This is a genomic window from Pseudoalteromonas sp. SG45-5 (assembly GCF_014164085.1).
GTDB lineage: Bacteria > Pseudomonadota > Gammaproteobacteria > Enterobacterales > Alteromonadaceae > Pseudoalteromonas > Pseudoalteromonas aliena.
On record NZ_JACJEM010000008.1, the window covers coordinates 20,103 to 42,144 of the forward strand.

Genomic DNA, 22,042 nt, shown 5'->3' on the forward strand with positions numbered 1-22,042 from the left:
AGTATCACTAAGTTGTTTTGTTTCTATTGAAGATTCCTCAGTTCGTGGTATGTTTCTCGCAATCAAAAAAATAATAGGAATTCACCAATGCCAAAGGCGAGTGATGTTAAAAAGGGTACTGCCATTGATTTTAATGGCCGAGTTTTAGTTGTAAAAGATATTGTACGTTCTGTTCCACAAGGCCGTGCTGGTGGCAGCTTATACCGTATGCGTTTATACGACGTAGTAACGGGCAGTAAAGTTGACGAAACATTTAAAGACAGTGATATGTTAACGCTTGCCGATTTAACACGCCGTGAGGTGATGCTTTCTTACGTTGATGGCGACGAGTATGTATTCATGGATAATGAAGATTACACGCCATATAACTTAAACAAAGACGCGATAGCTGAAGAGATTCAGTTTGTTAATGAAGAAACACAAGGTGTACATGTGATTGTGATTGATGGCGCACCTGTAGGGCTCGATCTTCCTTCAAGTGTTGAACTGGTCGTTGAAGAGACTGACCCTTCTATTAAAGGTGCCTCTGCCAGTGCTCGCTCTAAGCCTGCACGTATGTCTACTGGCCTAAATATTTCGGTTCCAGAGCATATTTCAACAGGTGACCGTATCCGTATTAATACCGTTGAGCATAAATTTATGGGCCGTGCTGAAAAGTAGCTCACTTAAGTGAACATGTTTTTAACAATATTGATATAAGCTATAGATTGTAGTTTTAATAGCCGAGGTTTTATTATCTCGGCTTTTTTATGTCATGAGTTTATTGCTTTAAATTTGGTCAAATAGACGTTAAAATGCTCGCCTTATTTTTAAGTGGTGTTATACCAAGCTGCATAAATCTTTGATCAATTTAACGAATTAAATTGCACTATAAGGTCGTTAAAAATTTTTATTTAGAACAACTAGATACTAAAATTTTTGCCTAGTTCTAGCGTAATTTTCTTAATGTTAAATAGACCCCATATATAAGCAGATTGGTATTAGGAGTAGGTTTGTTTTTTGTTTTTTTAAGCTGCGTATTTATAGCTGTTATGTATTTAGAAGCGATCAAAAAAGGCATGCCAGTAAAGCGCTGGGTATTTTTAGGCGGTTTATTGGGGCCTGCTGCATGGTGTTTATTTAATCTGCACTATCGACGGGCGCTGATCCGCCATACTGGTCAAAATGCATGTATTTGGAACTCTTAACTTATTGCCGCTACAACCTTTTCTTCTCTAATTAAGCTTGGTGCTGCTTTACTTTGTTGTTGTTTTAAAAACGCAGTAAATTCAGCTTTTGATAAAGGTTTAGAGTAATAAAACCCTTGGACTGTTTCGCAGTTTAGTGTTTTAAGTATTTCTATTTGATCGGCTTGTTCAACACCTTCAGCAACAACATGTAAATCAAGGTTATGCGCAATAGTCACTATTGAGTCGACCATATTTCGGCCACGCTCATTTTTCATATCGTCTATAAATGCTTTATCAACTTTGAGCGTGTTAAGAGGAAATTGTTTTAAATACGCTAACGATGAATAGCCTGTGCCAAAGTCGTCCATTGCTAAATGAATACCGCGTGCACTTAACGAACGCATAATGGAAATCGCTTCTTTAGGATCATCCATCACCGTACCTTCGGTTATTTCAAGCTCTAAAAAGTATGAAGGTAATTCGTTTTTTTGCAAAATAACATCAATACGTGATGTTAAGTCCGGTAAGCTAAATTGTTTTGCAGATAAATTAACGGCAACTCTGCCGTTAAATAAACCGCTATCGAGCCATTCTTTAACGTCTCTACAGGCTTTATTTAATACGACTTCTCCTATTTCTATTATTTGTCCTGTTTCTTCTGCAATCGGTATAAATACACCAGGACTAATAATCCCTTTTTTGGGAGTAATAAAACGTACTAATGCTTCCATGCCCGTTAGCTTACCGGTCCGGATATTCATTTTTGGTTGATAATACACCTCAAAATGATCTTCTTTTAAACCAAAACGCATTAAGTTTTCTATTTGCAGACGTTTAACTGCTTGGCGGTTCATCGTATCGTTAAAAAATAAATAGCTATTACCTTTCTTTTTCGCATGATACATAGCAGTGTCAGCATTTTTTAATAATAACTCAGGTGTATTCCCATCTTCGGGGAACAGCACAATACCGACGCTTGAGGTGATAACAAGTTCGTGGCCTGCCATTTTAAACGGTGTCGCAATGGCAGCTAAAAATTGCTTGGCCATACGCGTGATCATATGAATATCGTTAGTGTCCGACATGACTAAGGCAAATTCATCACCGCCTAAACGATAAAATACATCATTCTCACGGGTTAGCTTATTTAAGCGCATAGCCAGCTTTGCAAGTAAACTGTCACCTAATTGATGGCCTAACGAATCATTTATTTTTTTAAAGTTATCTAAATCAAATACTAATAACGCATGGTGCGAATGTAGCTTAACCAGCTTGTGTAAATCAGTAAAAAATAAGTTGCGATTAGGTAGGCTGGTAGTGCGATCGCGATTTGATAAGTTATGCAGCTGCGACTCTGCTTTTTTACGCTCAGTTAAATCTGAATAAACAACAACGTAATTAGTGATTTGATTTTGATCGTTTTTAATTTCATCAATTGAAATCTCAATAGGAAGTAAAACACGCTCACTATTGCGCAATTTAACTTCTTGTTGAATATGATCGGTTTCGCGGACAATTTCAATAATGTTATTGATATAGCTTTGCTCATACCCAGGTAAGTTAAAATCTTTTTTAAGGTATTGCTCACGCTGGCCACCAAAAAGCGTTAAAAAGCTAGGGTTAATATCAACTAACTTAAAATTTTTGTCATAAATTGCTAATGCATCGGTTAGTGACTCTACACATTTAGCAAATAAATTTAAACGCTCCTCAGTCGACTTTAACTGTGATATATCGCGAACAGTGCCAGTCATCCTAAGTGGAGATAGGTTAGCGTCTTTTTCGATTATTTTGCCACGATCGAGTACCCAGTGCCAACGACCAAAAGTATCTTTAATGCGGTACGTTGCTTCAAAAAAAACGGTTTGTTCAGCAAAATGCTTTTTAAGGAGAAGTTCAACATTGGCAACATCAAGGGGATGAATTAGGCTTTTATTTGGGGGGAATCCAAGTAATGTGGTTGAATTCATCAAATATTTATCATTAATACGGATAACTTCACCCGTTTTTATATTCCAATCCCATAGCGTATCGCCACTGCCTTCTACCGTGCTTTTTAGGCGTTTTTGCGAGAGACAAAGCTCTTGACGCGAGCGTCGGAGCTTAAAAATATTAAACAGTAAATAGGGCAAAGCAAACGCAATAATTGCGCTTGCTAAAAATAGTATTGTATCTGAATTGTAATTAAATGATGACTCGAAGGCACAAAGCTCAAATGAGTAAGCAAGTAATACAAGTGACAAACTGAGTCTTATAGTTATTGTTTTTATCATTTTTTTATTACTTATAATTTACAAACGATAACTTAAATCAAGCTTGACCAATAGTCAAAGAGAATGAGAATAAATTGGCATATTTTGTGATTTACTCACCTTTGCAGAACTTAAAAGTTCATACCTTGGCCTATCTTCATCAAAAAGTTGAACAGCATATTTTTTTATGTCTTCAAGGGTGAGAGCATTTAATGCCTTCAGTAGCTTCTGTTGCATATTAAACTCATGATCTCTATTGCCTATAGCAAGCCAAAGGCGCTGCGAACGTAGGCGTAAATTCTTATCCTTTTCAGCAATATGGGTTGTTAAACCATGTTTTTGTTGCTGCCAAATATGTTCATCAATTTTATCAATAGTATTTAAGTATTGGCTAATAAAACAGTTATGCCTGTGGATAAGTGTCTTGGTATCAAACGTGGGTGATTGTATATAAAAGGCAATACCAGCTCTGGTATTAAAAGGAGCATAACCCGCACCTACTAAATAGCCTAATTGCTGTGTGGTGCGCAGTTCGTTAAAGTAGTCTTGGTTTATTAGATGATTGAGTGCCATCATCTTTATTTTTTCCGTTACGCTACTTGTTTGGGCCTGATAATAAATAACCATTGCATGGTCGTTACATGGTAGTTCTAGCTCGTAACGCGTCACTTTTTTGATTTCAAATAGTGGGCGTCTTAAATCATCAATGGTTGTAGCATTTTTTAAATGGGCAGCGACTTTTTTCTGAAATGCAATAGCATCGTCTTGCTGCCAATTACCGTGTAAAAATGACTCAACATGAAGCGCTTTAAAAAAGTCCCGCCTAAACTCCTTAAATTGCTGAAAACTTGTGTTTTTTAATGCAGATGCAAGGTCTTCTGGTTGCGGATTCCAAGGCATTACTTTGGCACCTAAAATGCTAAATAACTCACTAACAGGTTTATTTTGGTTACTGTTACGCCAGTGCCTAACTAGTTGTTTTTTATATTCAGCGAAGCGCTTTGCACAAATTTCGACATTAAAAAGGGCATCAATGAGTTGATCGACTAATTCTAACTGGCTAGAAGAAAGGCCTGCAGTGTGAAGGGTTAACCCACCTTGATGCGAGGTTAGGTGGTAACTAAGTCCAGCAAGTTCTGCTGGATAAAACTGCTCGCCTACGCTATCCATAAATAAATCAGTAAATAAGCGAGTCAGTGCCATGTGCTTTACGTCTTTAACTGCAAAGTCGGAATCCATCGCTAAATAGAAATGACCTTTAGCGACTCTAAATGTATTGTCTTGCTTAAACCAAAAGTCAAAGCCGGTTTCTTTCACAAGCAATTTTGGCTGAGTTTGTGGTTTTTCAATATCAAACAATACCACTTCTTTGGTTAAGTAAGGGTTTGCGGTCGGTAATAGCATTTCATTAAGGGGTTCATTTATATCACTGAGCGCGTCGAGCCAGCTGGATGATACTTTTTCTACTTTATAAGGTGTGTTATACCATGCTGTTTTATGCTCAGGCTCCACATCAGGGTGTATTAGAACAACACGCATATTATTTGGCGTTAACCATTGCATGGCCATTTCATGGGTCGCTCTTTTAAAGCCTTCCATTAAATAGTCACCTTGAACATAGTTACATTCGTCGTAATGCTGCATGTTAATACTTAAATTACTGACCCAGTCAATCAAGCGAGACTTTTCTTGGTTATCGAAAGCTATTTGTAATAGATTTTTTTTATCTTGATAAAGGCGAGGTAACTTATCTGTATTGGTATTTATTAAGCAAATATACTCAAAGACCATTTCAATAATGTCTTCAAAGTACTCAATGCCTTCGTCGGTTAGCGCCATGCTTATATTAAAATCTTTGAAGTTACTGCCGTTAATTCCCCCTCCGGCAGAAAGTGCATTTATCCAGCCTTGCTCTTTTAAAATAGAGTAAAGCGATCCTGCTCCTTCATAGCCCAGTAAATGGGCAATAAAGCTCACTGTTTTATGGCGATAAAAATCGTCAATGTTTGGCATCGCAAAGCTTACAATCAATTTTTGCATGTGCTTGTGCGGCTCAATATGGAGTATTTTACCTATGTCTTGCTTACGATATAGCGGCTCATTGATAGCTGGCTTTTTAAGATTTTTATGACCATTTACTTGATTGAAATACGTGTTAGTCCAGTCTTGCAGCGTATCGAGTTCTTCGTTGGCGCAAATAACTAAGGTCATCCACTGTGCTTGATAAAAAGTATTAAAAAAATCACGTAGTTCATCACTTATACAGCGCTCTCTATCTGCAAGCGTTTGTAAATTACCGACTGAAAATTTAGCAAAGGGATGAGCAGGGTTTACTGTTTCTTTGTGCGCTTGGTAAATGCGGCGACCATCATCTTTTATTTTTAATTTAAATTCTGCTTCAATCGCATTACGTTCTTTTTCTGTTTCTGCGGGGCTGAGTAGTGGAGCAATAAAAAAGCGACTAAATTGCTGCAGTGCACGTTTAAATTCTTGATTGTTTATATCAAAAAAATAGCAAGTGTGTTCCGTTCCAGTCCATGCATTTGTGTTTCCACCAGCCTGAGACACAAAGTTATTAAAACTACCTGATTCAGGAAATTGATCGGTGCCTAAAAAAACCATATGTTCTAAAAAGTGTGCAAGGCCTTGCCTATCAACAGGGTCATCAAAGTGGCCAGCATTAACAGCCATAGATGCAGCGGCTTTAGTTGAATCTTTATCTTGCACTAAGAGTACTTTTAGACCATTGTCCAGTGTAAAGGCACGGTATGCTCTGTTATCATTGCGACTGATATTCAAATGATGCTCCTGAAACGAAACGTTTACTTGTTAACAACAGATGATAGCTTCAGGGTAGCGAAATAATGCTAAAAGATTGACCTGAATATCATGAAAGAACTACTTTAGAAATAAATAGCTTTATGTTGTTAATATAGCGAACAAATGGGCAGGCTGGCTACTGTTTTATATTCTTTAATCGGTTGATTTTTTATGAAAACAATCTTAATAATGCGCCACGGCGAAGCAACACCGATGCAGGCTGACGATGCAGCCAGAAATTTAACTCAATTAGGGCATACAGAGGCCGAAAAAATGGGCTTGTGGCTCAGCAAAGTTCATCAACCGGATGCTTTGTTAGTTAGTCCTTACATTCGGGCACAGCAAACAGCACAAAATGTAGCAAAAAATAACACATTTAAATTTAGTGAAACAACAAGTGATTTAGTACCCGAAGGTAAATCACAAATTGCTGCTGATTATTTGGAAACTCTGATTGCTGCACATCCTCAATGCAACACATGGCTTGTCGTTGCGCATATGCCTATTGTGAGTTATTTAGTTGATCAATTAAGCTCAGGTGACATGCCTATTTTTAATACAGGAGCCGTTGCTGTAATTCACTACGATGAGCAAACTCAACGTAGCCAATATATAAGTATAAACGCCCCTGCAAATGTATAAATCAAATAATATAGAGTAGTAAATGATGATTGATCGCCTTGAAACGGGTGCGCGAATGAGCCGCATTGTAAAACATAATGGCACAGTTTACTTGTGTGGGCAGGTATGTGCCGACGCTACAAAAGGTATAAAAGAGCAGACCAAAACTATGCTCGATAAAGTTGAGGCTTTACTTGATGAAGCGGGTAGCTCAAAAAAGCATATGTTAAGCGCGACCATTTATGTGAAAAGTATGGATTACTTTGCTGATATGAACGCGGTATGGGATACATGGGTACCACAAGGGTATGCCCCTGCACGTGCCTGTGTTGAAGCTAAAATGGCACGAGATGCTTTACTTGTTGAGATTTCAGTTGTTGCAGCCCTTAAATAATCAAACAGAAATAGCATTGTTGATCAGTGATTTTAATAAAGAAACTGATCAGGCTATAAGTTCACTTCCTGCTTGGTATTTTTGTGATAACGAAATAGATGCAAACGACTGCGCACAACTTGTTTTACAAAAAGTGAAAACGGCCACTACGTCGTCACTTTATTGGTTTGAACACAATAATGAAGCGCTACCTCAAGTCGGTGATTTAAATATTTTCACTAATTGGCAAGGAAAGCCTCTGGGTATAATTGAAACCACAGATGTCACTATTACTCCTTATAATGAAATTACAGCGGCGTATGCCGCTTTAGAGGGGGAGGGTGATAAGAGCCTTGCTTATTGGAATAAAGTACATTGGGCCTATTATCAGCGTGAGCTTGCAGACACTCCATTTCAGTGTAATAAAACAATGCCTTTAGTGTGTGAACGGTTTAAATTAATATTTACAGCCGCGCATCAACTTCAAACCAGAGCAACGAATGAAAAATAACCCAGTAGCTTTAATAACAGGGGCAAGCAGGGGAATTGGTGCTGCAACAGCTATTCATTTTGCACGTAATGGTTACGATATCTGTATTAATTACAATGTCGACCACCAAAGCGCAAAACAAGTCGCACAGCAAGCATCAAACTATGGTGTTTGCGTAGAGATAATACAGGCAAATGTTTCGCAAGACTCTGAAGTGGTCGCAATGTTTAAAAAGCTATATAGCATATTTGGAAAGCTGGATGTACTTGTTAATAATGCCGGTATTTTAAAACCACAAATGCCTTTGTTAAAAATGAGTGCAGAGCGAATAAACACAGTGTTGACCACCAATATTACGAGTGCTTTTTTGTGTAGCCGTGAGGCTGTTAAATTGATGCTTGCAGGGGGCAGTATTGTGAATGTGTCCTCTGGGGCTGCTAAAACAGGTTCCCCTCATGAGTATATTGATTACGCTGCTTCAAAAGGGGCGATAGATACATTTACAATAGGCCTTGCCAAAGAACTTGCAGCGCAAAATATTCGTGTTAACTGTGTCCGTCCAGGACTAATTTATACCGATATGCATAGTGACGGCGGTGAGCCTAATAGAGTAGACAGGTTAAAACATGGGTTACCACTAGGTCGAGGTGGAAAGCCGGAAGAGGTTGCGTCGGCAATTTATTTTTTGGCCTCTAGTGCAGCTTCATTTACCACCGGTAGTTTTATTGATGTAGCTGGTGGTTCATAGTGTCTCTTATTTAATTGCGTAAGTAAGAGACAGTGTTAGAGCTGTTTTTTCAGGTTGATATCGTTCTTAGAAAGAATTTTTAAGGCACGCATATTAGGTATTTATATGCGGTATTGCCTATTTATTTAATACTATTTTCATGATCCCATTTTATAGGAACAAACTTATTTAAAAACAAGCATTAATATTTTAATCAGTATGTGAATAAGAAAAATTTTGTCATAGTCATTACCCCTTTATGAGTCAGTTGTACTTCTAAAGTATTCTCAAAGAAAAGTTTAGGTATACGAATTTTCTTCAATTAGATGCCAAAACTATCTTTGAGACTACCTATTCTATTTGAGTTTGTTTTTTAGCAGGACTATGGGCGACAAGTCGTTAGCGTTTTCAGCGCACTGTCTTTTTGATTAAACACATGGCATGTTCTAAAGCTATCTTGCACAGTTATATGCAATGTAGAACCATCGCCCTTAGCTGGCGCTGTCCCACCATAGTGAGGGCCTTTTGAGATAAAGCAATTACCCTGATCCCAGAATATAGCAAGAGTGTTATCATCCGAATCTCGGATTAACTGTTGCCAGAAAGCGATACTACCTTGCTTTTGAGGGAAAATGGCATTTTTACTGACCATACATTCCGCGTAGCTACTAAGTGATAATAAGCTTAATGAGCATACAATGAGTTTAATCAATTTTACATTAATGGTTTTCATATTTTTCACCTTTGTTGTTGCATTAAGTTGCTAAGTAAAAATAGCAAAAACAAACAATTTTAGGCATAAGAATGGTTCATATGATTTTGTTTTTAAAATAGTTTATATAGTGTATTGCAGAGGTGTTAAATAAAGATATTGAAAGTTGATTTCACTATTGAAATCAACTCTAAGGCTTGGTTGTATGTAAATGTGGAGGGTTAAAATAACCCATATAATAATGCGCTCAACATTAACTAAACTTAGCATAATCGCTATTACAGCTTCCTATTGCAGAGCTAGATTGTAATTTTTCACTGGCGGATTTTACTTGCACTCTGTCTTCTGCCGCTAAGCTAATTACAGTATTACATAATTGGCAGCAAAACTTTTCTCCTGCACATAAGGCTTCAATACTAATAATAATTTTAGAATGCTGACAGTGAGGACAGTTAATGGTATTTGTTAAATTCATCGTAGTTCCTACATGTTTTAAATAGCGCCTTTATTAAAAGGCGCTTATAAGTTGTTATCCAGGTTTTGTATCCTCATTTTTAGGATTTTTGATCATTATAGGCTGAATAGCTGCCGTATACGCTTGGATTATTGTTGTTACCCCTTCAGGAAGTGGTAACTGCCCAGCATTAACTGCTACGGTGTATTTAGCTGAATTTGACTTTTCATAGTGCTCTTTATCAGAGGACGATGACTGACTAGTTGATTTAACCGAGCCTTCCACTTTGGCAGAAAATCCCATATAGCTGAAACCAGCTTCAAAGCTACCGCTAGTCTCTGTACTATCACTATTTGATTTTTCAGTGTCGTGTGAATAAGAGCTTTTCACTTCCATTTCAAAATTAACATCAACATTTTTAACGGCAAGTGAGTTTAGAGGTAAAATAGTCAAAATGGGTAAATTTAAAGTCGAAGTTGCAGGAGTTGATGGCTCACCTGTATCTTGATTAATAACAGGGCGAGTAATTTCAAGCTTGACCATAATAGGTCTACGTACACCTCCTTCCTTATCTTTATCATCGATTGGTTGAAAACAAGTTTCTAATAAAAACTGCGTTTGCGTAATTGCCATGTTTGCATTGGCATCAGCAGCTGCATTTAAAGGAGCACCAATTAAAGACTTCATTGGTAGACCAGAAAATTGTTGAGCCATACTTACTAGTGAATTTTCCATTATAGTATCCTTTTTCTAATGTTAGTTTTCTATCCAGGTATTTGCGCTCTAAGTGAACGCTCGTAACCTTCAATAAGTTTTTGAAGGCCTTCAGGAGTTTCACCTCCTTGAAGTTTTATTTCGATTTCCACATTAGAGGTGTTTCTTTCTTGCGATTTAGAAAAAATGCCTCCTTGAGCTTGTTTTGGAAATGCGACAAATAATTCATTTTGATCGTTAGCAGTAACTTCTAAGTTTGCTTTAATGCTAACCTCTTGTATTTTTTGTGAGCTGATTGGTGTTAGCGTTATAATTGGTACATCAACATAGCTGATCTTAGGCCCATTATGGTCTTTATCAGGGAAGGCCATTTGCATTGTTTTAGGTTTGAGCACACGCCGAACTTGATTATTAGAAGCTAATTTTTCATTGTGGTTTTTGAGAATGCTAAGCGCTGCTTCTGTATCATCACTATCGATAAATGTTTTAACTTTTTGAATTGACTCATCATCAAGGTCTGTTACATTTTCGGTGGGTATTTCTACAATCTCAAAAAATTTATTAATGTGTTTTATACCTTGAGCTTCAACCTCATTAGCGGCTTGCTTAATGCTTGAATGAAGTTCATGTATAAGCGATCTAAATTTAATCATCTTTAATATTCCGTAGTGACTTTGTTACGTCAGTTATAGGTATTAAAAGAAGATAAGTTAATAAGAGCTGATCTTATGATTGTTTTGAAATGGCCATCTTTTTTCTTGCTGTCGATATTGTGCGCTGACTAATACCAAACACCCTGATTAGCTCATCGTTTGCCATGCCGTTTTTTATTGAATTTTCATACGCTATTTTTCTAAGCAAGCTAAAGATGCCCCACCTATTAGGAATTTCAATATAACCAGACGAATCAGCAAGAGAGCAAAGTCTGCAGTAATGAGATTCAGTTAAATTTATCTCTAAACTTATTTCTAATTTTGACTTATGCTTACCTAAGTAAATTTTTTTCCCACCATGCTTCTCTATAAAATCGTAGAACTCATTAGCAGTGTATGGCTCTACTAGTTCAGATAAAAAAAAGGGCAGCCTAGCAAGTACTTCAACTTTGTATTCTTCATAGAAAATATATAACTCATTCATATGATTTATTTTGTTTGTATAAATTGCGCCAAAAATTTCGTAATGCATCCTTTGCGGCTCCACTGAAGGTATACACTTCAAAGGCGTAACCTTTGAAGTTTTGTATGGGTTTCTTTATTTGTAGTTTTTAGGAGTTAATAAGGACATAAGAATGGTTCATATGAAATTAACATTTCGTAAACGTTTTTATTTCAATTGATTCTTTTTTGTTTTTGTTATGGGTACTTTTGTGTGAAGCTGATAAGGAAAAATTATTATATTTTATCCCGTTCAAGTTATAAATTTGGAATGATGGTTAAGTCGCTTTAACCCATTTTTAAAAGAGGAAAACATGGTTTTATTTTCGATTACAATAATATAGCCAGCCAAAATGTAAAACTAGCAACACTTAAAATAGTCGACAGTACAACAGCGCCAGCAAGTGTGGCTTCATGTTGTTTTATTTGACTCGCAATAAGATAAGCATTTACGCCAACAGGCGATGCACTTAAAAGTACCAATACATTAAGTATTTGCGTATCGAGTCTAAATAAATAAGTACCTACTAATAGCACCAATGCTGGTAGTAGAACTATTTTTAAGATTGATGCAATGAGGGCTGGTTGCCAATTTGCCGCTATTTTATAAAATGCTAAATTTGCACCAAGTACAAATAGCGCACAAGCAATCGCAGGCGACGCTAATAACGTAAGGCTATTAGCGACATCTTCAAATAAAGTGATCCCCACTATATTTAAAATAAGCCCACAACTAATACTCAATACAATAGGGTTTAATACCATGTTTTTAGCAAATTTTGACCACGAAAATTTGCTGCTGCCTTTAGCGCCAATTAAAAACGTAAGTGCAAACAACAATGTGCTATGAAAAGTGATGATCATAAACGCGATGGCTATCATTTCTTTACCAAACGATGCAATAACAATAGGGATACCCACTAACACCATGTTTGAGTAGCTTGAGGCAAGCCCAAATACACCATGTTGTTGATAGTTTTTTTTGTGTTTTTTATTTAAATAGAAGCGATCAATTAAAATGCCAACACCAAATATACTCAGTACTGGAATATAAAAACTTAAAAATGCAAAGAGGCTAATACTTTGTTGTAAATTAATTTGCGACATATTTAGCAGTAAAAAAGCGGGCAAACTAACGTAAAACGTAAATTTACTCAGGCCAGCAATATGCTGCTGTTCAAAAAACTTTAATCGGCAACAGCTATAACCCAGTACAACAATAAAGATGAGCGGAAAAATAATCGATAAAATGTGCACGCAGTTACGCCTTAGTCATAGATAAATTAACGTCTAAATTCATCACTTTGCGGTAAATTAATTAAAATAAGTACAGCGCCTCTGCCGCCATATTCAAGGGGGGCTTGATGCATGGCTATTACATCGGGGTGTTGTACTAAATACTGAGGCACTTTGTGCTTTAGTACGCCGCCGCCAATACCATGCACTACACATGCACAATAGTAATGCTGCTTTTTGCACTCGTGAATGAGCCCTGCGAGTTCATCTTTAGCAAGTTCTTTATTTAAACCATGTAAATCTAGGGTCAAATCAGGTGCAAAGTCACCACGGCGAAGCTGTTTAGCTAGGAAGGTATCTTGGCCTGGTTTTACATATTTGACCGTGCCGTGGGTATCTATATCGGGAATATAAACGTCTGAGAAAAAAAATTCAGACTGAGCCTGCTTTTTTTGCTGGGCAAATTGCTTAGCTTGTGACACCTTAGGTTTTGTATCAAAACGATGAGTATCTTGTTTAAATACTTTAGCGCCTGTGATCGTTTGACGAAATAAGCTTATGTCGTCATTGCTTAGGGACGAATGGGATGGAATGTCTTTTTTCATAACTTTTTACCTAAACAAAAAAACGTAAAAACGCAGCGCAAAAGGCGGTACAATACTTAAATGAGGGGCAATTGTAATTTGCCCAGCGCAGATAGGCAATGCAATCGTCTTAAAGACTCAAAACAGTCAGTAAGCTAATACAGGTAAAATATATGAGCGATTTACAAATAGAAGAAGCAACACTCGAAGAAGCCGTTGCAGAACTGTCAACTTTACATGACTGGTTACGTTGGACTACAAGCCAATTTGCAAGTAGTAGTATATTTTTTGGTCACGGCACAGATAACGCATGGGATGAAGCGGTAAGTTTACTGCTTCCTGCGCTTAGCTTGCCCGTTGATGCGCCAAAAGAATTAATGCATGCACGTTTAACAAGCACAGAAAAAAACCGACTTGCGGGCCTTATCGCAGAACGTATTAATGACTGCACACCAGTACCTTACTTAACAAACATTGCATGGTTTGCAGGTATGCCATTTTATGTGGATGAACGTGTACTTATTCCTCGCTCACCGTTTGCTGAACTTATCAGTAACCGCTTTACACCTTGGCTTGAAGAACCACAATCGGTTAACCGTATATTAGATTTATGTACGGGTTCGGGTTGTATCGCAATAGCACTTGCACAAGCCTTTGAGCAAGCACAAGTTGATGCGGTAGATATATCGTATGAAGCGCTTGAAGTAACAGACATTAACATTAACGACTACATGTTAACTGAGCGCGTGTTACCTATTCAGTCTGATGTATTTAGCGGTGTACCAGGTCAAAAATACGACCTAATAGTAGCAAACCCACCGTATGTTGATGCAGAAGATATGGCTGACTTACCACGCGAATTTCATCATGAACCAGAGCTTGGCCTTGCATCAGGCCACGATGGTTTAGATGTAACCCGTACTATATTAAGCGAAGCGAGTGAACATCTAACTGATAACGGTTTGTTATTTGTAGAAGTTGGCAACTCTATGGTACATATGGACGCACTGTATCCGGATGCGCCGTTTGAATGGATTGAATTTGAACAAGGCGGCTTAGGTGTATTTGTAATTAGTAAAAAGCAGCTAGATGAGTATTTTGCAAAATAAGTAAAAAATGAATAGCCAAGCCCTGTGCTTGGCTATTGGTAGTCATTAGGAATGAGGAAAGTTAATGGCAGGTAATAGCATTGGACAGTTATTTAAAGTGTCCACCTTTGGTGAGAGCCACGGCGTTGCATTAGGTGGCGTTGTTGATGGCACTCCCGCAGGTCTTGAAATCACAGAGGCCGACTTACAAATTGATTTAGATCGCCGAAAACCAGGTCAAAGCCGTTATACAACGCAGCGCCGTGAAAGCGATCAAATAAAAATATTAGCAGGCGTTTTTGAAGGTAAAACCACAGGTACTAGCATTGGTTTATTAATTGAAAACACCGATCAACGTTCGCAAGATTACGGCAAAATTAAAGATGTATTTCGCCCAGGTCATGGCGATTACACATATTGGCATAAGTACGGCTTGCGCGACTATCGCGGTGGTGGGCGTTCATCTGCACGCGAAACCGCAATCCGAGTCGCAGCAGGGGCTATCGCTAAAAAATATTTAAAGCAATTTCATGGTATTGAAGTTAAAGCATGCTTAAGCCAGCTAGGTCCTATTAAGGCTGAAACGTTTGATTGGGACGAAGTTGAAAATAATTTATTCTTTTTCCCTGATACAAGTAAGCTTGAAGCGCTTGACGAATATATGCGCGACCTTAAAAAGCAAGGTGACTCAGTTGGCGCTAAAGTAAAAGTAGTGGCAAGCAACGTACCGGTAGGTCTAGGTGAGCCAGTATTTGACCGCCTTGACGCCGAACTTGCACACTCCTTAATGAGTATTAACGCAGTTAAAGGCGTGGAAATTGGTGATGGCTTTGATGTAGTTGAGCAAAAAGGCTCTGAGCATCGTGACGAGTTAACCCCTGAAGGTTTTACATCAAACCATGCGGGTGGCGTACTTGCGGGTATTTCGACAGGGCAAGATATTATTGCTTCTATTGCGCTTAAACCAACCTCGAGCATTACTATTCCTGGCAACAGTATTAATACGAGCAACGAAGCGGTAGAGATGATCACCAAAGGTCGTCATGATCCGTGTGTGGGCATTCGTGCAATCCCGATTGCTGAGGCAATGATGGCTATTACATTAATGGACCATTTACTGCGTCAACGCGGTCAAAATCCACATGTAAACCACGAACATGGGCCAATTAAAGGTTCGATTGATTAATTTGGTTTGATTTAGTAAGAAATATAAAACTCAAAACGCGGCTCTGATTTTGCCGCGTTTTTGATTGGAGAAAATTTAACAATAAGCTTAAATACGGTCAATGGCATGTTTTGCCACCAAGTATAGCTTTTTGACCATTAAACCTAATACCCAACGGATAAATTGAGCTGTAAGCTCTTTGACTTCATATGTCGCTTTACCAACAAACGCGAGCATATGCCCAATTAATCCCTTTAACTCCTCTGCAAGCTCTACAAATTTAACCACTGATTCAAATAGGCAGCGGGATAAAATATCATAAAAAGTTAACCCAACAGCTACACCTGCCTGCGCAGAGATAAAGGCGTATTGTCCTGTTTTCTTTAAAAAGGTAATTAAGCCATTGGTAATTATTCGTTGGCAGGCAGCTGAAAACGTAACATTAAAGCGCTGCTCATACTTTAATACAGTGTGATTGTAGTGAAGAGGCTTTATTGAGCTTTCCATGCTTGCGTAGTCTTTATAAGCAGCCACAGTATTAACATAACCTGGTGTATTTTCTTCCATAGAATGTGCACCAATACTAAAAAAAGATCCTTCATTCATCGCTGTCTGATATTCGCTTGAAGTATGACTAAATGGCCAAGCTGGTACGCAGGGTACCGGATCTGCGCCGTGCGTTACGCGGTACTGGCCTATATTGTACGCTGCAGAATGAACAAACTGGTTTAATACAACCCTCGGCGCACCAAACGTATATAAATTAGTGGGAATACCTTGCTCACTTGCCCAAATTGCAGTGAGCTGTGCTATAGCACCACCTAAGCTATGACCAACAAGGTGCAAACACTTAGGTTTATGCTGCTTGACATAATTTTCAAACATCGGCTTCATGCTGGTAAAAGCTTTTTCAAAGCCAGAATGCACTTCTAAATTTTTAGGGCCGTGGGTAATTGCTATATTTAAGTTTGTTAGCCAGTCGGCGCAGGAGGTAAAAACGGTGCCACGTATACCAATAATATGGTGGCCTTTAAATTGTTGTGATGCACCTTCTGCTGTTAAAGAAAAACCTGTCGTGCGGTTTAGCAGTTGATTGATTAAGCCACCACTAACACCTTTAATTTGGTTGTTGGTGATTTTAAAATCACTGTCAAAACGTTGTCCTAATTCTTCTTTAAATGACGTAGAGGTTCTTATATCATAAACTCTAGCAGCTATAGTGGCAGCTATATTTGGGGGTAATATTGCTTGGACTTCTTCCATGTCAATCTTCCTTTTATCTTTCAGTTAAATCTGTTAAGTCGTAGTTATTTATCTGGTACTCTTTACCGTCTTTTAAAAGTTTATAAGGTAAAAAGTCTTCTTCCCATCGGCAAATACTTTGTGCTACATAGTTACGGTGTATATTTTTTTGATTTCTAAACTCAAATACAACGTGAGGATTGGTTATTTCACAATTTAAAAGTAATAGTTTTTTACTATACTCAGGGACTTCATCAATACCTGACTGAGTTGCAATCCAAAGGGGGATTAAGGTGCTATTATTTTCAATAAAGATTTCTTGGGAAACACGGTTTTCAACTATTAGCTTATTTGGGATAGAGGAAAGGACCGTTTTTTTGGGAAAGTGAAAACGTCCATTTTGATCTGTGTTTGCAGTATCTCGGTGGACTTTTTCATCTATGTAGATTAATGAGCGAATTATTTCTAAGTTGACAACTGGTGCGCCATTTTCTGTAACAACACCATTGACTTCAGGGCTTAAAAATACTTCTTTTTTCTTTCTGAACCAGCTAAACATATCTTCTCCTTGACTAATGGCTGGGAAAATAATAAGACAAACAAGAATAAATAAGATAATGAATCGAGGGCTATAGCTAGATATATTCATAAGCAATCCTTGCATATTTTACTAAATACTAATTGAGATTAAAAGCTGTGTAAAGGGTAGTGATCAAAAACCTGTAACATTTTAATATTATTTAAAAATAAGAGTTAGATATGATTTAGTCTTTTGGCTTCAACAAAAAATTAGCTGAATTTCAGGCTAGTAAAAGTTTATTAAATCCTGAGAGTACTTCTAAGTTTTTACGGTTTTCTTTTAGATCTTTGAACCAATCAGCACAGGAAGTATTACGGTACTACGTATACCAATAATAAGTTGGCCTTTAAATTGTGGTAATGCACCTTCTGCAGTTAAAGCGAAACCTGTGGTGCGGTTTAGAAGTTGGTTAATTAAACCGCCACTAACGCCTTTTATTTGGTTGTTGGTGATTTTAAAGTTGTCTCTAAATGTTGGGTGGAAAACACCGCTAAAACTTGTTGAGCTTCTAATATCGTAAACCCTTGCTGTGGCACTCGTTGCAATGCTTGGCGGTAGTACTGCTTGGACTTTTTCCATATTAATCTTCCTTGATGTTGCGCTCAGTTAAGTTGTTAAAATCACCATTATTAATTTTATATTCTCTATCTCCGTCATATAACCAAAATGGCATATAGTCTGTTTTCCAACGACAAATACTCGATGCTACATAATTTAAATGTTCGTTATTATTTTTTTAAATTCAAAATCAACGCGTTTATTAGTTAATTCACAACTTAGGAATGCTAATTTTTGACTATACTCTGGAATTTCTATAATTGATGATTGGTTTACAACCCAGAATGGAATTAAAGTGCTTTCGCTTTCAATAAAGACTTCTTGCGAAACACGGTGTTTGACTATTAGCTTATTTGGTATTGAGGAAAGAATAGTTTTTTTAGGAAAATGAAAGCGCCCATCTTCATCGGTAGTTGCTATATCTCTGCGGACTTTTTCATCTATATAGATTAGTGATCGTATTATTTCTAAATTTGCAATTGGTGCGCCATTTTCTGTAACAATACCATTGACTTCAGGGCCTAAAAATACTTCTTTTTTCTTTCTGGACCAGCTAAACATATCTTCTCCTTGACTAATGGCTGGGAAAATAATGACACATGCAATAATAAACAAGATCACGAGTCGAGGTTGAAGCTCAAACTTGAGTTACTCATAGGTAATCCTTGCGTAACTTTCTGAATTTTAACCGACAAGAATATACATGTTAAGTAGAGAGTACCTATTTTCACGGAGTGGTGAATTAATATTAAGGTTTTTTTGTACTAGATTCTAAACTGAACTTTTATGTGTATAGTATAACTTTTTCAAGTGCTAATACTGTTGAGGTTTTATCTATTGAGCTATTTAATTAGTCAGACCTTACAATGATTAGTATTAACTTTAAAAATGACAAGACAGTTATTATGCGAATAAACAATCAACCTTCAGTCGTACATTATGAATATGAAACAGCTATTAAACGTTTAGAAAAGTTTTCTCACTTTACAGATAGCAGCATCGGCATTCCTTGTACTAAATTTAATATAGGTTTGGAAGCTGTGATTGGTTTAATCCCTGTTATAGGTGATTTTGCAGGCTTAATTTTATCAAGCTATGTATTATTTGAGGCTCAAAGATTAGGCGTAAGTTGGCATATTAAATTTCGTATTTTACTTAATATGGCAATAGATTTCTTCGGTGGGCTAGTACCTGTGTTTGGTGATATTTTTGATGCGTTTTTTAAAGCAAATACACGAAACACGCATTTATTAAAAAAGCATATAGCGAAGCAGTTAAAAGCGCACGGTAATGAAAGCTCAGTTATTTAAGTGCATAAACTACTTATAGATAACAATTATGTATCGTATATTTCGCATTGGCTTACTTTTATTTAGTTCGCTTTTAAAAATGTAAGCTATTAACTTATAACAGGTAAATGTATGTACCTTGATCACCCTAGGTATGGTAATAAGCCCATAGTTACCAATATTTCAATGGCGGTAGAAGCGATTGAGCGAGCACACTGGCATTACTCAAGCCTTAAATATTTTCCTAATACGGTAATATTGGCAGATATAGAAAAGCAAAATTATGCCATTTACCCCCGAACACTCTATGTTGATATTGAGGTGCAGTGCGGGGCTTGCTCTAGGGCATTTATTTTTTTTGCTCAAGAGCAGCAGTATTGGTTTGAGGTACTTGGGTTTTGGGTCGATTCGCACTGTACTCATTGTTTTGGATGCCGTAAGCATGCCAGATATATACTTACTCTTCGTAAACGATACGATATGTTAGCAAATGCAGCCAATAAAACTGTCAGTGAAAAAACAGAACATAAAGCGCTTGCAAAGACTCTTTACTGTTTAGGTATTATTAAAAATATCAATAAAGTGAATGGTTAGCCTACTCATATTTTACTACCACGCCTTATTTTTACTTTAGTTGTAAAAGCCCGTACAATTCGTCTCGTTTTTAGTGCGCTATGTAGCGCTGTAACCGAGACGAGTTAGCCTAATTTTATGCATCAAATAGCTGATCTAATTTCAATTTTTGAACGCACTTTTTATCAAACTTATAATACTCGGTTGATAAAAGGCGACAGCGAGCCTGTGTATTTACCGGCAACAGATTATGTGCTCTATCACCAAGTCGTATTTGCCCATGGTTTTTACGCCAGTGCATTGCATGAAATTGCACACTGGCTGGTGGCGGGTAATGAACGGCGTTTATCAGAGGATTACGGCTATTGGTATTGCCCCGATGGGCGTGATAAACAACAACAAGCTGATTTTGAAAACGTTGAAGTAAAGCCCCAAGCCATCGAGTGGTTATTAAGTACCGCAGCAGGGTTTAATTTTAATGTGTCGGTAGATAACTTAAACGGCGAACAAACGTGTCGGTTTGATTTTCAGCAGCGCGTGCATCAACGAGTGCTTACCTTGATTAAAAACGGTTTTAACTCTCGTACGGAGTCACTTTTAAAAGCGCTCTCTCATTTTTACAACACACCGTGGCCATTAACTGCACAGCAATTTAATTGGCAACACCCAAAGGAGCTTTGTAATGGCGTTTAAATTAGGCTTAATTGTAAATCCAGTCGCGGGTTTAGGTGGCACGGTTGCTTTAAAAGGCAGTGATGGCGCACAAACTGCTGCCAGAGCTATTGAGCTAGGCGCAGAGCCAAAAGCCAATAGCCGCACAAAAGCAGCGCTTGAAGTGCTATTACCTTATAAAGAGCGCCTGACTATTTACACTGTTAACGGTGACATGGGTGAGAAAGCAGCCAAAGCCTTAGGCTTTAATGCAGAGGTTGTGTACAACACTTCTGCAATAACAACCCCAGATGACACAGAACAAGCAGCAAAAGTACTTAAAGACTGTGGTGTTGATTTAGTTTTATTTGCCGGAGGTGACGGTACAGCACGTAATATTTGCCATGCAATAGAAGACACTGTGCCTGTACTTGGCATTCCCGCAGGCTGCAAAATCCACTCTGGTGTGTACGCTATTACACCAAAAGCTGCAGGGCGCGTAGTCGAAATGCTGGTTAAAGGTGAGTTAGTTACTTTAGCTGATGCCGATGTAATGGATATCGATGAAGATGCCTTTAGACAAGGCACAGTAAAAGCAAAGCGCTACGGCGAAATGCAAACCCCAAGTGAAGTACGTTATATGCAAGCGGTTAAAAATGGCGGTAAAGAAACCGACGAGCTCGTGCTTGCCGACATTGCTGCGCATGTTGTATCACAAATGGATGAAGACACATTTTATATTATGGGTAGCGGCTCAACGGTTGAGGCGATAATGGAGGAAATGGGACTTGAGAATACGTTGCTTGGCGTGGATTTAATTAAAGATCAAACCTTAGTTGCCCAAGATTTAACGGCTGCGCAATTACTGCAATATACTCACCAGCAAAGTACTAAGTTAGTTATTACGCTCATTGGCGGGCAAGGGCATATATTCGGCCGTGGTAATCAGCAATTGAGCCCTGCGCTTATACGCGCAATAGGCAAAGACAATATTATTGTAGTCGCAACAAAAACAAAACTACAGGCGCTAAATGGGCGTCCGCTTATTTGCGATACGGGCGACGGCGAACTTGATGACACATTAACGGGTTATATAAAAGTAACCACCGGATTTAACGATCATATTATGTATGCAGTAGGGCACCAACATCTTGAAGAAATGGATGCTTTGCAAAACCAGGAGATTAATAAATGAGTTTAGTGAACTATATCGATGCAGCTCAGCAGTACTTCGATGACTTAGTAATAAAAGCAACCGACGATGAGTTATTTGCAGGCGGTTATTTACGAGGCCACTTTGATCTTGCTGTAGGCTATGCCGAAGTAGAAAAACTCACAATTAGTATTGATGAGCTAAACGAAACTGTAGAGCAAAGCTTAGTTAAAGCCTATCGCAATGGTGAGCTTAACGAGGAAGACAAGGCATTAGTTGTACGCTTGTGGGAAGAAGTAAAAGCACTCGCTTAACAAAACCGATAAAAGAAAAACACGATTAGCTCAGCGCTGTCGTGTTTTTTGCTTTTAAAGGCCCTAAAATAGATTGTTATGTTAATTTACTGTTGCGTTTTAATGCGATACTGTTGTCAAAAT

26 protein-coding genes are annotated in these 22,042 nt (G+C 37.9%); 13 read left to right on the plus strand and 13 right to left on the minus strand.

Translation table 11 applies throughout. The annotated features are described in order from the left end of the window. Window positions 1–87: 87 nt before the first annotated feature. Window positions 88–660 carry an elongation factor P-like protein YeiP gene (yeiP, locus tag H5119_RS03605; RefSeq protein ID WP_077538539.1) on the plus strand — a complete coding sequence of 191 codons (573 nt, stop codon included), beginning with the start codon at window positions 88–90 and terminating at the stop codon, window positions 658–660. Window positions 661–992: 332 nt separating this feature from the next. Further along, entirely contained in the window at window positions 993–1,187 is a 195-nt protein-coding gene (locus H5119_RS03610; RefSeq protein WP_138586238.1) for a hypothetical protein, read from the plus strand. Here the strand turns inward: H5119_RS03610 and H5119_RS03615 are convergent. Both H5119_RS03615 and H5119_RS03620 read right to left on the minus strand, forming a co-directional pair. Continuing rightward, the gene (locus H5119_RS03615) at window positions 1,184–3,442 is read right to left on the minus strand and encodes a bifunctional diguanylate cyclase/phosphodiesterase (protein WP_182701253.1); all 2,259 of its coding nucleotides are present in this window, start codon (window positions 3,440–3,442) and stop codon (window positions 1,184–1,186) included. The two genes, H5119_RS03610 and H5119_RS03615, sit on opposite strands and share 4 nt — an antisense overlap. 54 nt (window positions 3,443–3,496) lie before the next feature. Then, window positions 3,497–6,220, minus strand: a complete 2,724-nt coding sequence (locus H5119_RS03620; RefSeq protein WP_182701254.1) for an insulinase family protein — start codon at window positions 6,218–6,220, stop codon at window positions 3,497–3,499. A 192-nt stretch (window positions 6,221–6,412) separates the two neighbouring features. Here H5119_RS03620 and sixA point away from each other — a divergent pair, with 192 nt between their 5' ends. The 4 genes from sixA to H5119_RS03640 are packed head-to-tail and all read left to right on the plus strand — an operon-like array spanning window position 6,413 to window position 8,473. Further along, on the plus strand, window positions 6,413–6,883 hold the full coding sequence (gene sixA / locus H5119_RS03625) for a phosphohistidine phosphatase SixA (RefSeq protein WP_182701255.1): 471 nt from the start codon (window positions 6,413–6,415) through the stop codon (window positions 6,881–6,883). 22 nt (window positions 6,884–6,905) lie between these two features. After that, entirely contained in the window at window positions 6,906–7,256 is a 351-nt protein-coding gene (locus tag H5119_RS03630) for a RidA family protein (RefSeq protein WP_182701256.1), read from the plus strand. Continuing rightward, entirely contained in the window at window positions 7,237–7,746 is a 510-nt protein-coding gene (locus H5119_RS03635; RefSeq protein ID WP_182701257.1) for an ASCH domain-containing protein, read from the plus strand. Before H5119_RS03630 ends, H5119_RS03635 begins: the two co-directional genes overlap by 20 nt. Beyond that, window positions 7,736–8,473, plus strand: a complete 738-nt coding sequence (locus H5119_RS03640; protein WP_182701258.1) for an SDR family oxidoreductase — start codon at window positions 7,736–7,738, stop codon at window positions 8,471–8,473. The genes H5119_RS03635 and H5119_RS03640 overlap by 11 nt, the downstream gene beginning before the upstream one ends. Window positions 8,474–8,834: 361 nt before the next feature. On the opposite strand, the gene H5119_RS03645 is transcribed toward H5119_RS03640, so the two are convergent. The 7 genes from H5119_RS03645 to smrB all read right to left on the minus strand — a co-directional run bounded on the left by H5119_RS03645 (window position 8,835) and on the right by smrB (window position 13,327). After that, the gene (locus H5119_RS03645; RefSeq protein WP_182701259.1) at window positions 8,835–9,185 is read right to left on the minus strand and encodes a hypothetical protein; all 351 of its coding nucleotides are present in this window, start codon (window positions 9,183–9,185) and stop codon (window positions 8,835–8,837) included. Between the two features lie 232 nt (window positions 9,186–9,417). Beyond that, a complete protein-coding gene (locus H5119_RS03650; protein ID WP_138586246.1) occupies window positions 9,418–9,639 on the minus strand; it encodes a hypothetical protein in 222 nt (73 codons plus the stop codon). 54 nt (window positions 9,640–9,693) lie between these two features. After that, on the minus strand, window positions 9,694–10,353 hold the full coding sequence (locus H5119_RS03655) for a DUF2589 domain-containing protein (RefSeq protein ID WP_138586247.1): 660 nt from the start codon (window positions 10,351–10,353) through the stop codon (window positions 9,694–9,696). 29 nt (window positions 10,354–10,382) lie between these two features. Then, window positions 10,383–10,985 (minus strand): DUF2589 domain-containing protein, encoded by a 603-nt coding sequence (locus H5119_RS03660; RefSeq protein WP_138586248.1) that lies wholly within the window; start codon window positions 10,983–10,985, stop codon window positions 10,383–10,385. Between the two features lie 73 nt (window positions 10,986–11,058). Continuing rightward, window positions 11,059–11,517 carry a hypothetical protein gene (locus tag H5119_RS03665; RefSeq protein WP_138586249.1) on the minus strand — a complete coding sequence of 153 codons (459 nt, stop codon included), beginning with the start codon at window positions 11,515–11,517 and terminating at the stop codon, window positions 11,059–11,061. Window positions 11,518–11,816: 299 nt separating this feature from the next. Further along, on the minus strand, window positions 11,817–12,743 hold the full coding sequence (locus H5119_RS03670) for an AEC family transporter (RefSeq protein WP_182701260.1): 927 nt from the start codon (window positions 12,741–12,743) through the stop codon (window positions 11,817–11,819). Window positions 12,744–12,769: 26 nt separating this feature from the next. Beyond that, window positions 12,770–13,327: an endonuclease SmrB gene (gene smrB / locus H5119_RS03675; protein WP_138586251.1), complete on the minus strand. Its 558-nt coding sequence runs from the start codon at window positions 13,325–13,327 to the stop codon at window positions 12,770–12,772. Between the two features lie 152 nt (window positions 13,328–13,479). Between smrB and prmB the strand changes: the two genes are divergently transcribed. Then, the gene (prmB, locus tag H5119_RS03680; RefSeq protein ID WP_182701261.1) at window positions 13,480–14,415 is read left to right on the plus strand and encodes a 50S ribosomal protein L3 N(5)-glutamine methyltransferase; all 936 of its coding nucleotides are present in this window, start codon (window positions 13,480–13,482) and stop codon (window positions 14,413–14,415) included. A gap of 64 nt (window positions 14,416–14,479) precedes the next feature. After that, window positions 14,480–15,580 carry a chorismate synthase gene (aroC, locus tag H5119_RS03685; RefSeq protein ID WP_182701262.1) on the plus strand — a complete coding sequence of 367 codons (1,101 nt, stop codon included), beginning with the start codon at window positions 14,480–14,482 and terminating at the stop codon, window positions 15,578–15,580. 87 nt (window positions 15,581–15,667) lie between these two features. Here aroC and H5119_RS03690 read toward each other — a convergent pair whose 3' ends face one another. From H5119_RS03690 to H5119_RS03705, 4 genes are all read right to left on the minus strand, one after another. Continuing rightward, on the minus strand, window positions 15,668–16,822 hold the full coding sequence (locus H5119_RS03690; protein WP_182701263.1) for a lipase family protein: 1,155 nt from the start codon (window positions 16,820–16,822) through the stop codon (window positions 15,668–15,670). A 13-nt stretch (window positions 16,823–16,835) separates the two neighbouring features. Next, entirely contained in the window at window positions 16,836–17,360 is a 525-nt protein-coding gene (locus H5119_RS03695; RefSeq protein WP_259398986.1) for a DUF6795 domain-containing protein, read from the minus strand. A 300-nt stretch (window positions 17,361–17,660) separates the two neighbouring features. After that, window positions 17,661–17,960, minus strand: coding sequence for a hypothetical protein (locus tag H5119_RS03700; protein WP_259398987.1), 300 nt, complete (start codon window positions 17,958–17,960; stop codon window positions 17,661–17,663). 135 nt (window positions 17,961–18,095) lie between these two features. Next, the gene (locus tag H5119_RS03705) at window positions 18,096–18,500 is read right to left on the minus strand and encodes a carboxypeptidase-like regulatory domain-containing protein (RefSeq protein WP_259398988.1); all 405 of its coding nucleotides are present in this window, start codon (window positions 18,498–18,500) and stop codon (window positions 18,096–18,098) included. A gap of 344 nt (window positions 18,501–18,844) precedes the next feature. On the opposite strand from H5119_RS03705, the gene H5119_RS03710 reads away from it, so the two are divergent. From H5119_RS03710 to H5119_RS03730, 5 genes are all read left to right on the plus strand, one after another. After that, the gene (locus H5119_RS03710) at window positions 18,845–19,249 is read left to right on the plus strand and encodes a DUF4112 domain-containing protein (protein ID WP_182701265.1); all 405 of its coding nucleotides are present in this window, start codon (window positions 18,845–18,847) and stop codon (window positions 19,247–19,249) included. A gap of 111 nt (window positions 19,250–19,360) precedes the next feature. Next, on the plus strand, window positions 19,361–19,822 hold the full coding sequence (locus H5119_RS03715; protein WP_182701266.1) for a zinc-ribbon domain containing protein: 462 nt from the start codon (window positions 19,361–19,363) through the stop codon (window positions 19,820–19,822). Between the two features lie 117 nt (window positions 19,823–19,939). Next, window positions 19,940–20,494, plus strand: a complete 555-nt coding sequence (locus tag H5119_RS03720; RefSeq protein ID WP_138586258.1) for an elongation factor P hydroxylase — start codon at window positions 19,940–19,942, stop codon at window positions 20,492–20,494. Continuing rightward, window positions 20,484–21,647 (plus strand): ATP-NAD kinase family protein, encoded by a 1,164-nt coding sequence (locus tag H5119_RS03725; protein WP_182701267.1) that lies wholly within the window; start codon window positions 20,484–20,486, stop codon window positions 21,645–21,647. Before H5119_RS03720 ends, H5119_RS03725 begins: the two co-directional genes overlap by 11 nt. After that, complete coding sequence (locus H5119_RS03730; protein ID WP_077538508.1) at window positions 21,644–21,919, plus strand: YfcL family protein; 276 nt, start codon at window positions 21,644–21,646, stop codon at window positions 21,917–21,919. The genes H5119_RS03725 and H5119_RS03730 overlap by 4 nt, the downstream gene beginning before the upstream one ends. The last annotated feature ends 123 nt before the right edge of the window (window positions 21,920–22,042 follow it).

Bases quoted from the DNA above. Each gene is read 5' to 3' on its own strand.
- yeiP (WP_077538539.1), top strand. From the start codon at position 88: ATGCCAAAGGCGAGTGATGTTAAAAAGGGTACTGCCATTGATTTTAAT.
- H5119_RS03615 (WP_182701253.1), bottom strand. From the start codon at position 3,442: ATGATAAAAACAATAACTATAAGACTCAGTTTGTCACTTGTATTACTT.
- sixA (WP_182701255.1), top strand. From the start codon at position 6,413: ATGAAAACAATCTTAATAATGCGCCACGGCGAAGCAACACCGATGCAG.
- H5119_RS03630 (WP_182701256.1), top strand. From the start codon at position 6,906: ATGATGATTGATCGCCTTGAAACGGGTGCGCGAATGAGCCGCATTGTA.
- H5119_RS03640 (WP_182701258.1), top strand. From the start codon at position 7,736: ATGAAAAATAACCCAGTAGCTTTAATAACAGGGGCAAGCAGGGGAATT.
- H5119_RS03645 (WP_182701259.1), bottom strand. From the start codon at position 9,185: ATGAAAACCATTAATGTAAAATTGATTAAACTCATTGTATGCTCATTA.
- H5119_RS03650 (WP_138586246.1), bottom strand. From the start codon at position 9,639: ATGAATTTAACAAATACCATTAACTGTCCTCACTGTCAGCATTCTAAA.
- H5119_RS03655 (WP_138586247.1), bottom strand. From the start codon at position 10,353: ATGGAAAATTCACTAGTAAGTATGGCTCAACAATTTTCTGGTCTACCA.
- H5119_RS03660 (WP_138586248.1), bottom strand. From the start codon at position 10,985: ATGATTAAATTTAGATCGCTTATACATGAACTTCATTCAAGCATTAAG.
- H5119_RS03665 (WP_138586249.1), bottom strand. From the start codon at position 11,517: ATGCATTACGAAATTTTTGGCGCAATTTATACAAACAAAATAAATCAT.
- smrB (WP_138586251.1), bottom strand. From the start codon at position 13,327: ATGAAAAAAGACATTCCATCCCATTCGTCCCTAAGCAATGACGACATA.
- prmB (WP_182701261.1), top strand. From the start codon at position 13,480: ATGAGCGATTTACAAATAGAAGAAGCAACACTCGAAGAAGCCGTTGCA.
- aroC (WP_182701262.1), top strand. From the start codon at position 14,480: ATGGCAGGTAATAGCATTGGACAGTTATTTAAAGTGTCCACCTTTGGT.
- H5119_RS03690 (WP_182701263.1), bottom strand. From the start codon at position 16,822: ATGGAAGAAGTCCAAGCAATATTACCCCCAAATATAGCTGCCACTATA.
- H5119_RS03695 (WP_259398986.1), bottom strand. From the start codon at position 17,360: ATGTTTAGCTGGTTCAGAAAGAAAAAAGAAGTATTTTTAAGCCCTGAA.
- H5119_RS03700 (WP_259398987.1), bottom strand. From the start codon at position 17,960: ATGGAAAAAGTCCAAGCAGTACTACCGCCAAGCATTGCAACGAGTGCC.
- H5119_RS03705 (WP_259398988.1), bottom strand. From the start codon at position 18,500: ATGTTTAGCTGGTCCAGAAAGAAAAAAGAAGTATTTTTAGGCCCTGAA.
- H5119_RS03710 (WP_182701265.1), top strand. From the start codon at position 18,845: ATGCGAATAAACAATCAACCTTCAGTCGTACATTATGAATATGAAACA.
- H5119_RS03715 (WP_182701266.1), top strand. From the start codon at position 19,361: ATGTACCTTGATCACCCTAGGTATGGTAATAAGCCCATAGTTACCAAT.
- H5119_RS03720 (WP_138586258.1), top strand. From the start codon at position 19,940: ATGCATCAAATAGCTGATCTAATTTCAATTTTTGAACGCACTTTTTAT.
- H5119_RS03725 (WP_182701267.1), top strand. From the start codon at position 20,484: ATGGCGTTTAAATTAGGCTTAATTGTAAATCCAGTCGCGGGTTTAGGT.
- H5119_RS03730 (WP_077538508.1), top strand. From the start codon at position 21,644: ATGAGTTTAGTGAACTATATCGATGCAGCTCAGCAGTACTTCGATGAC.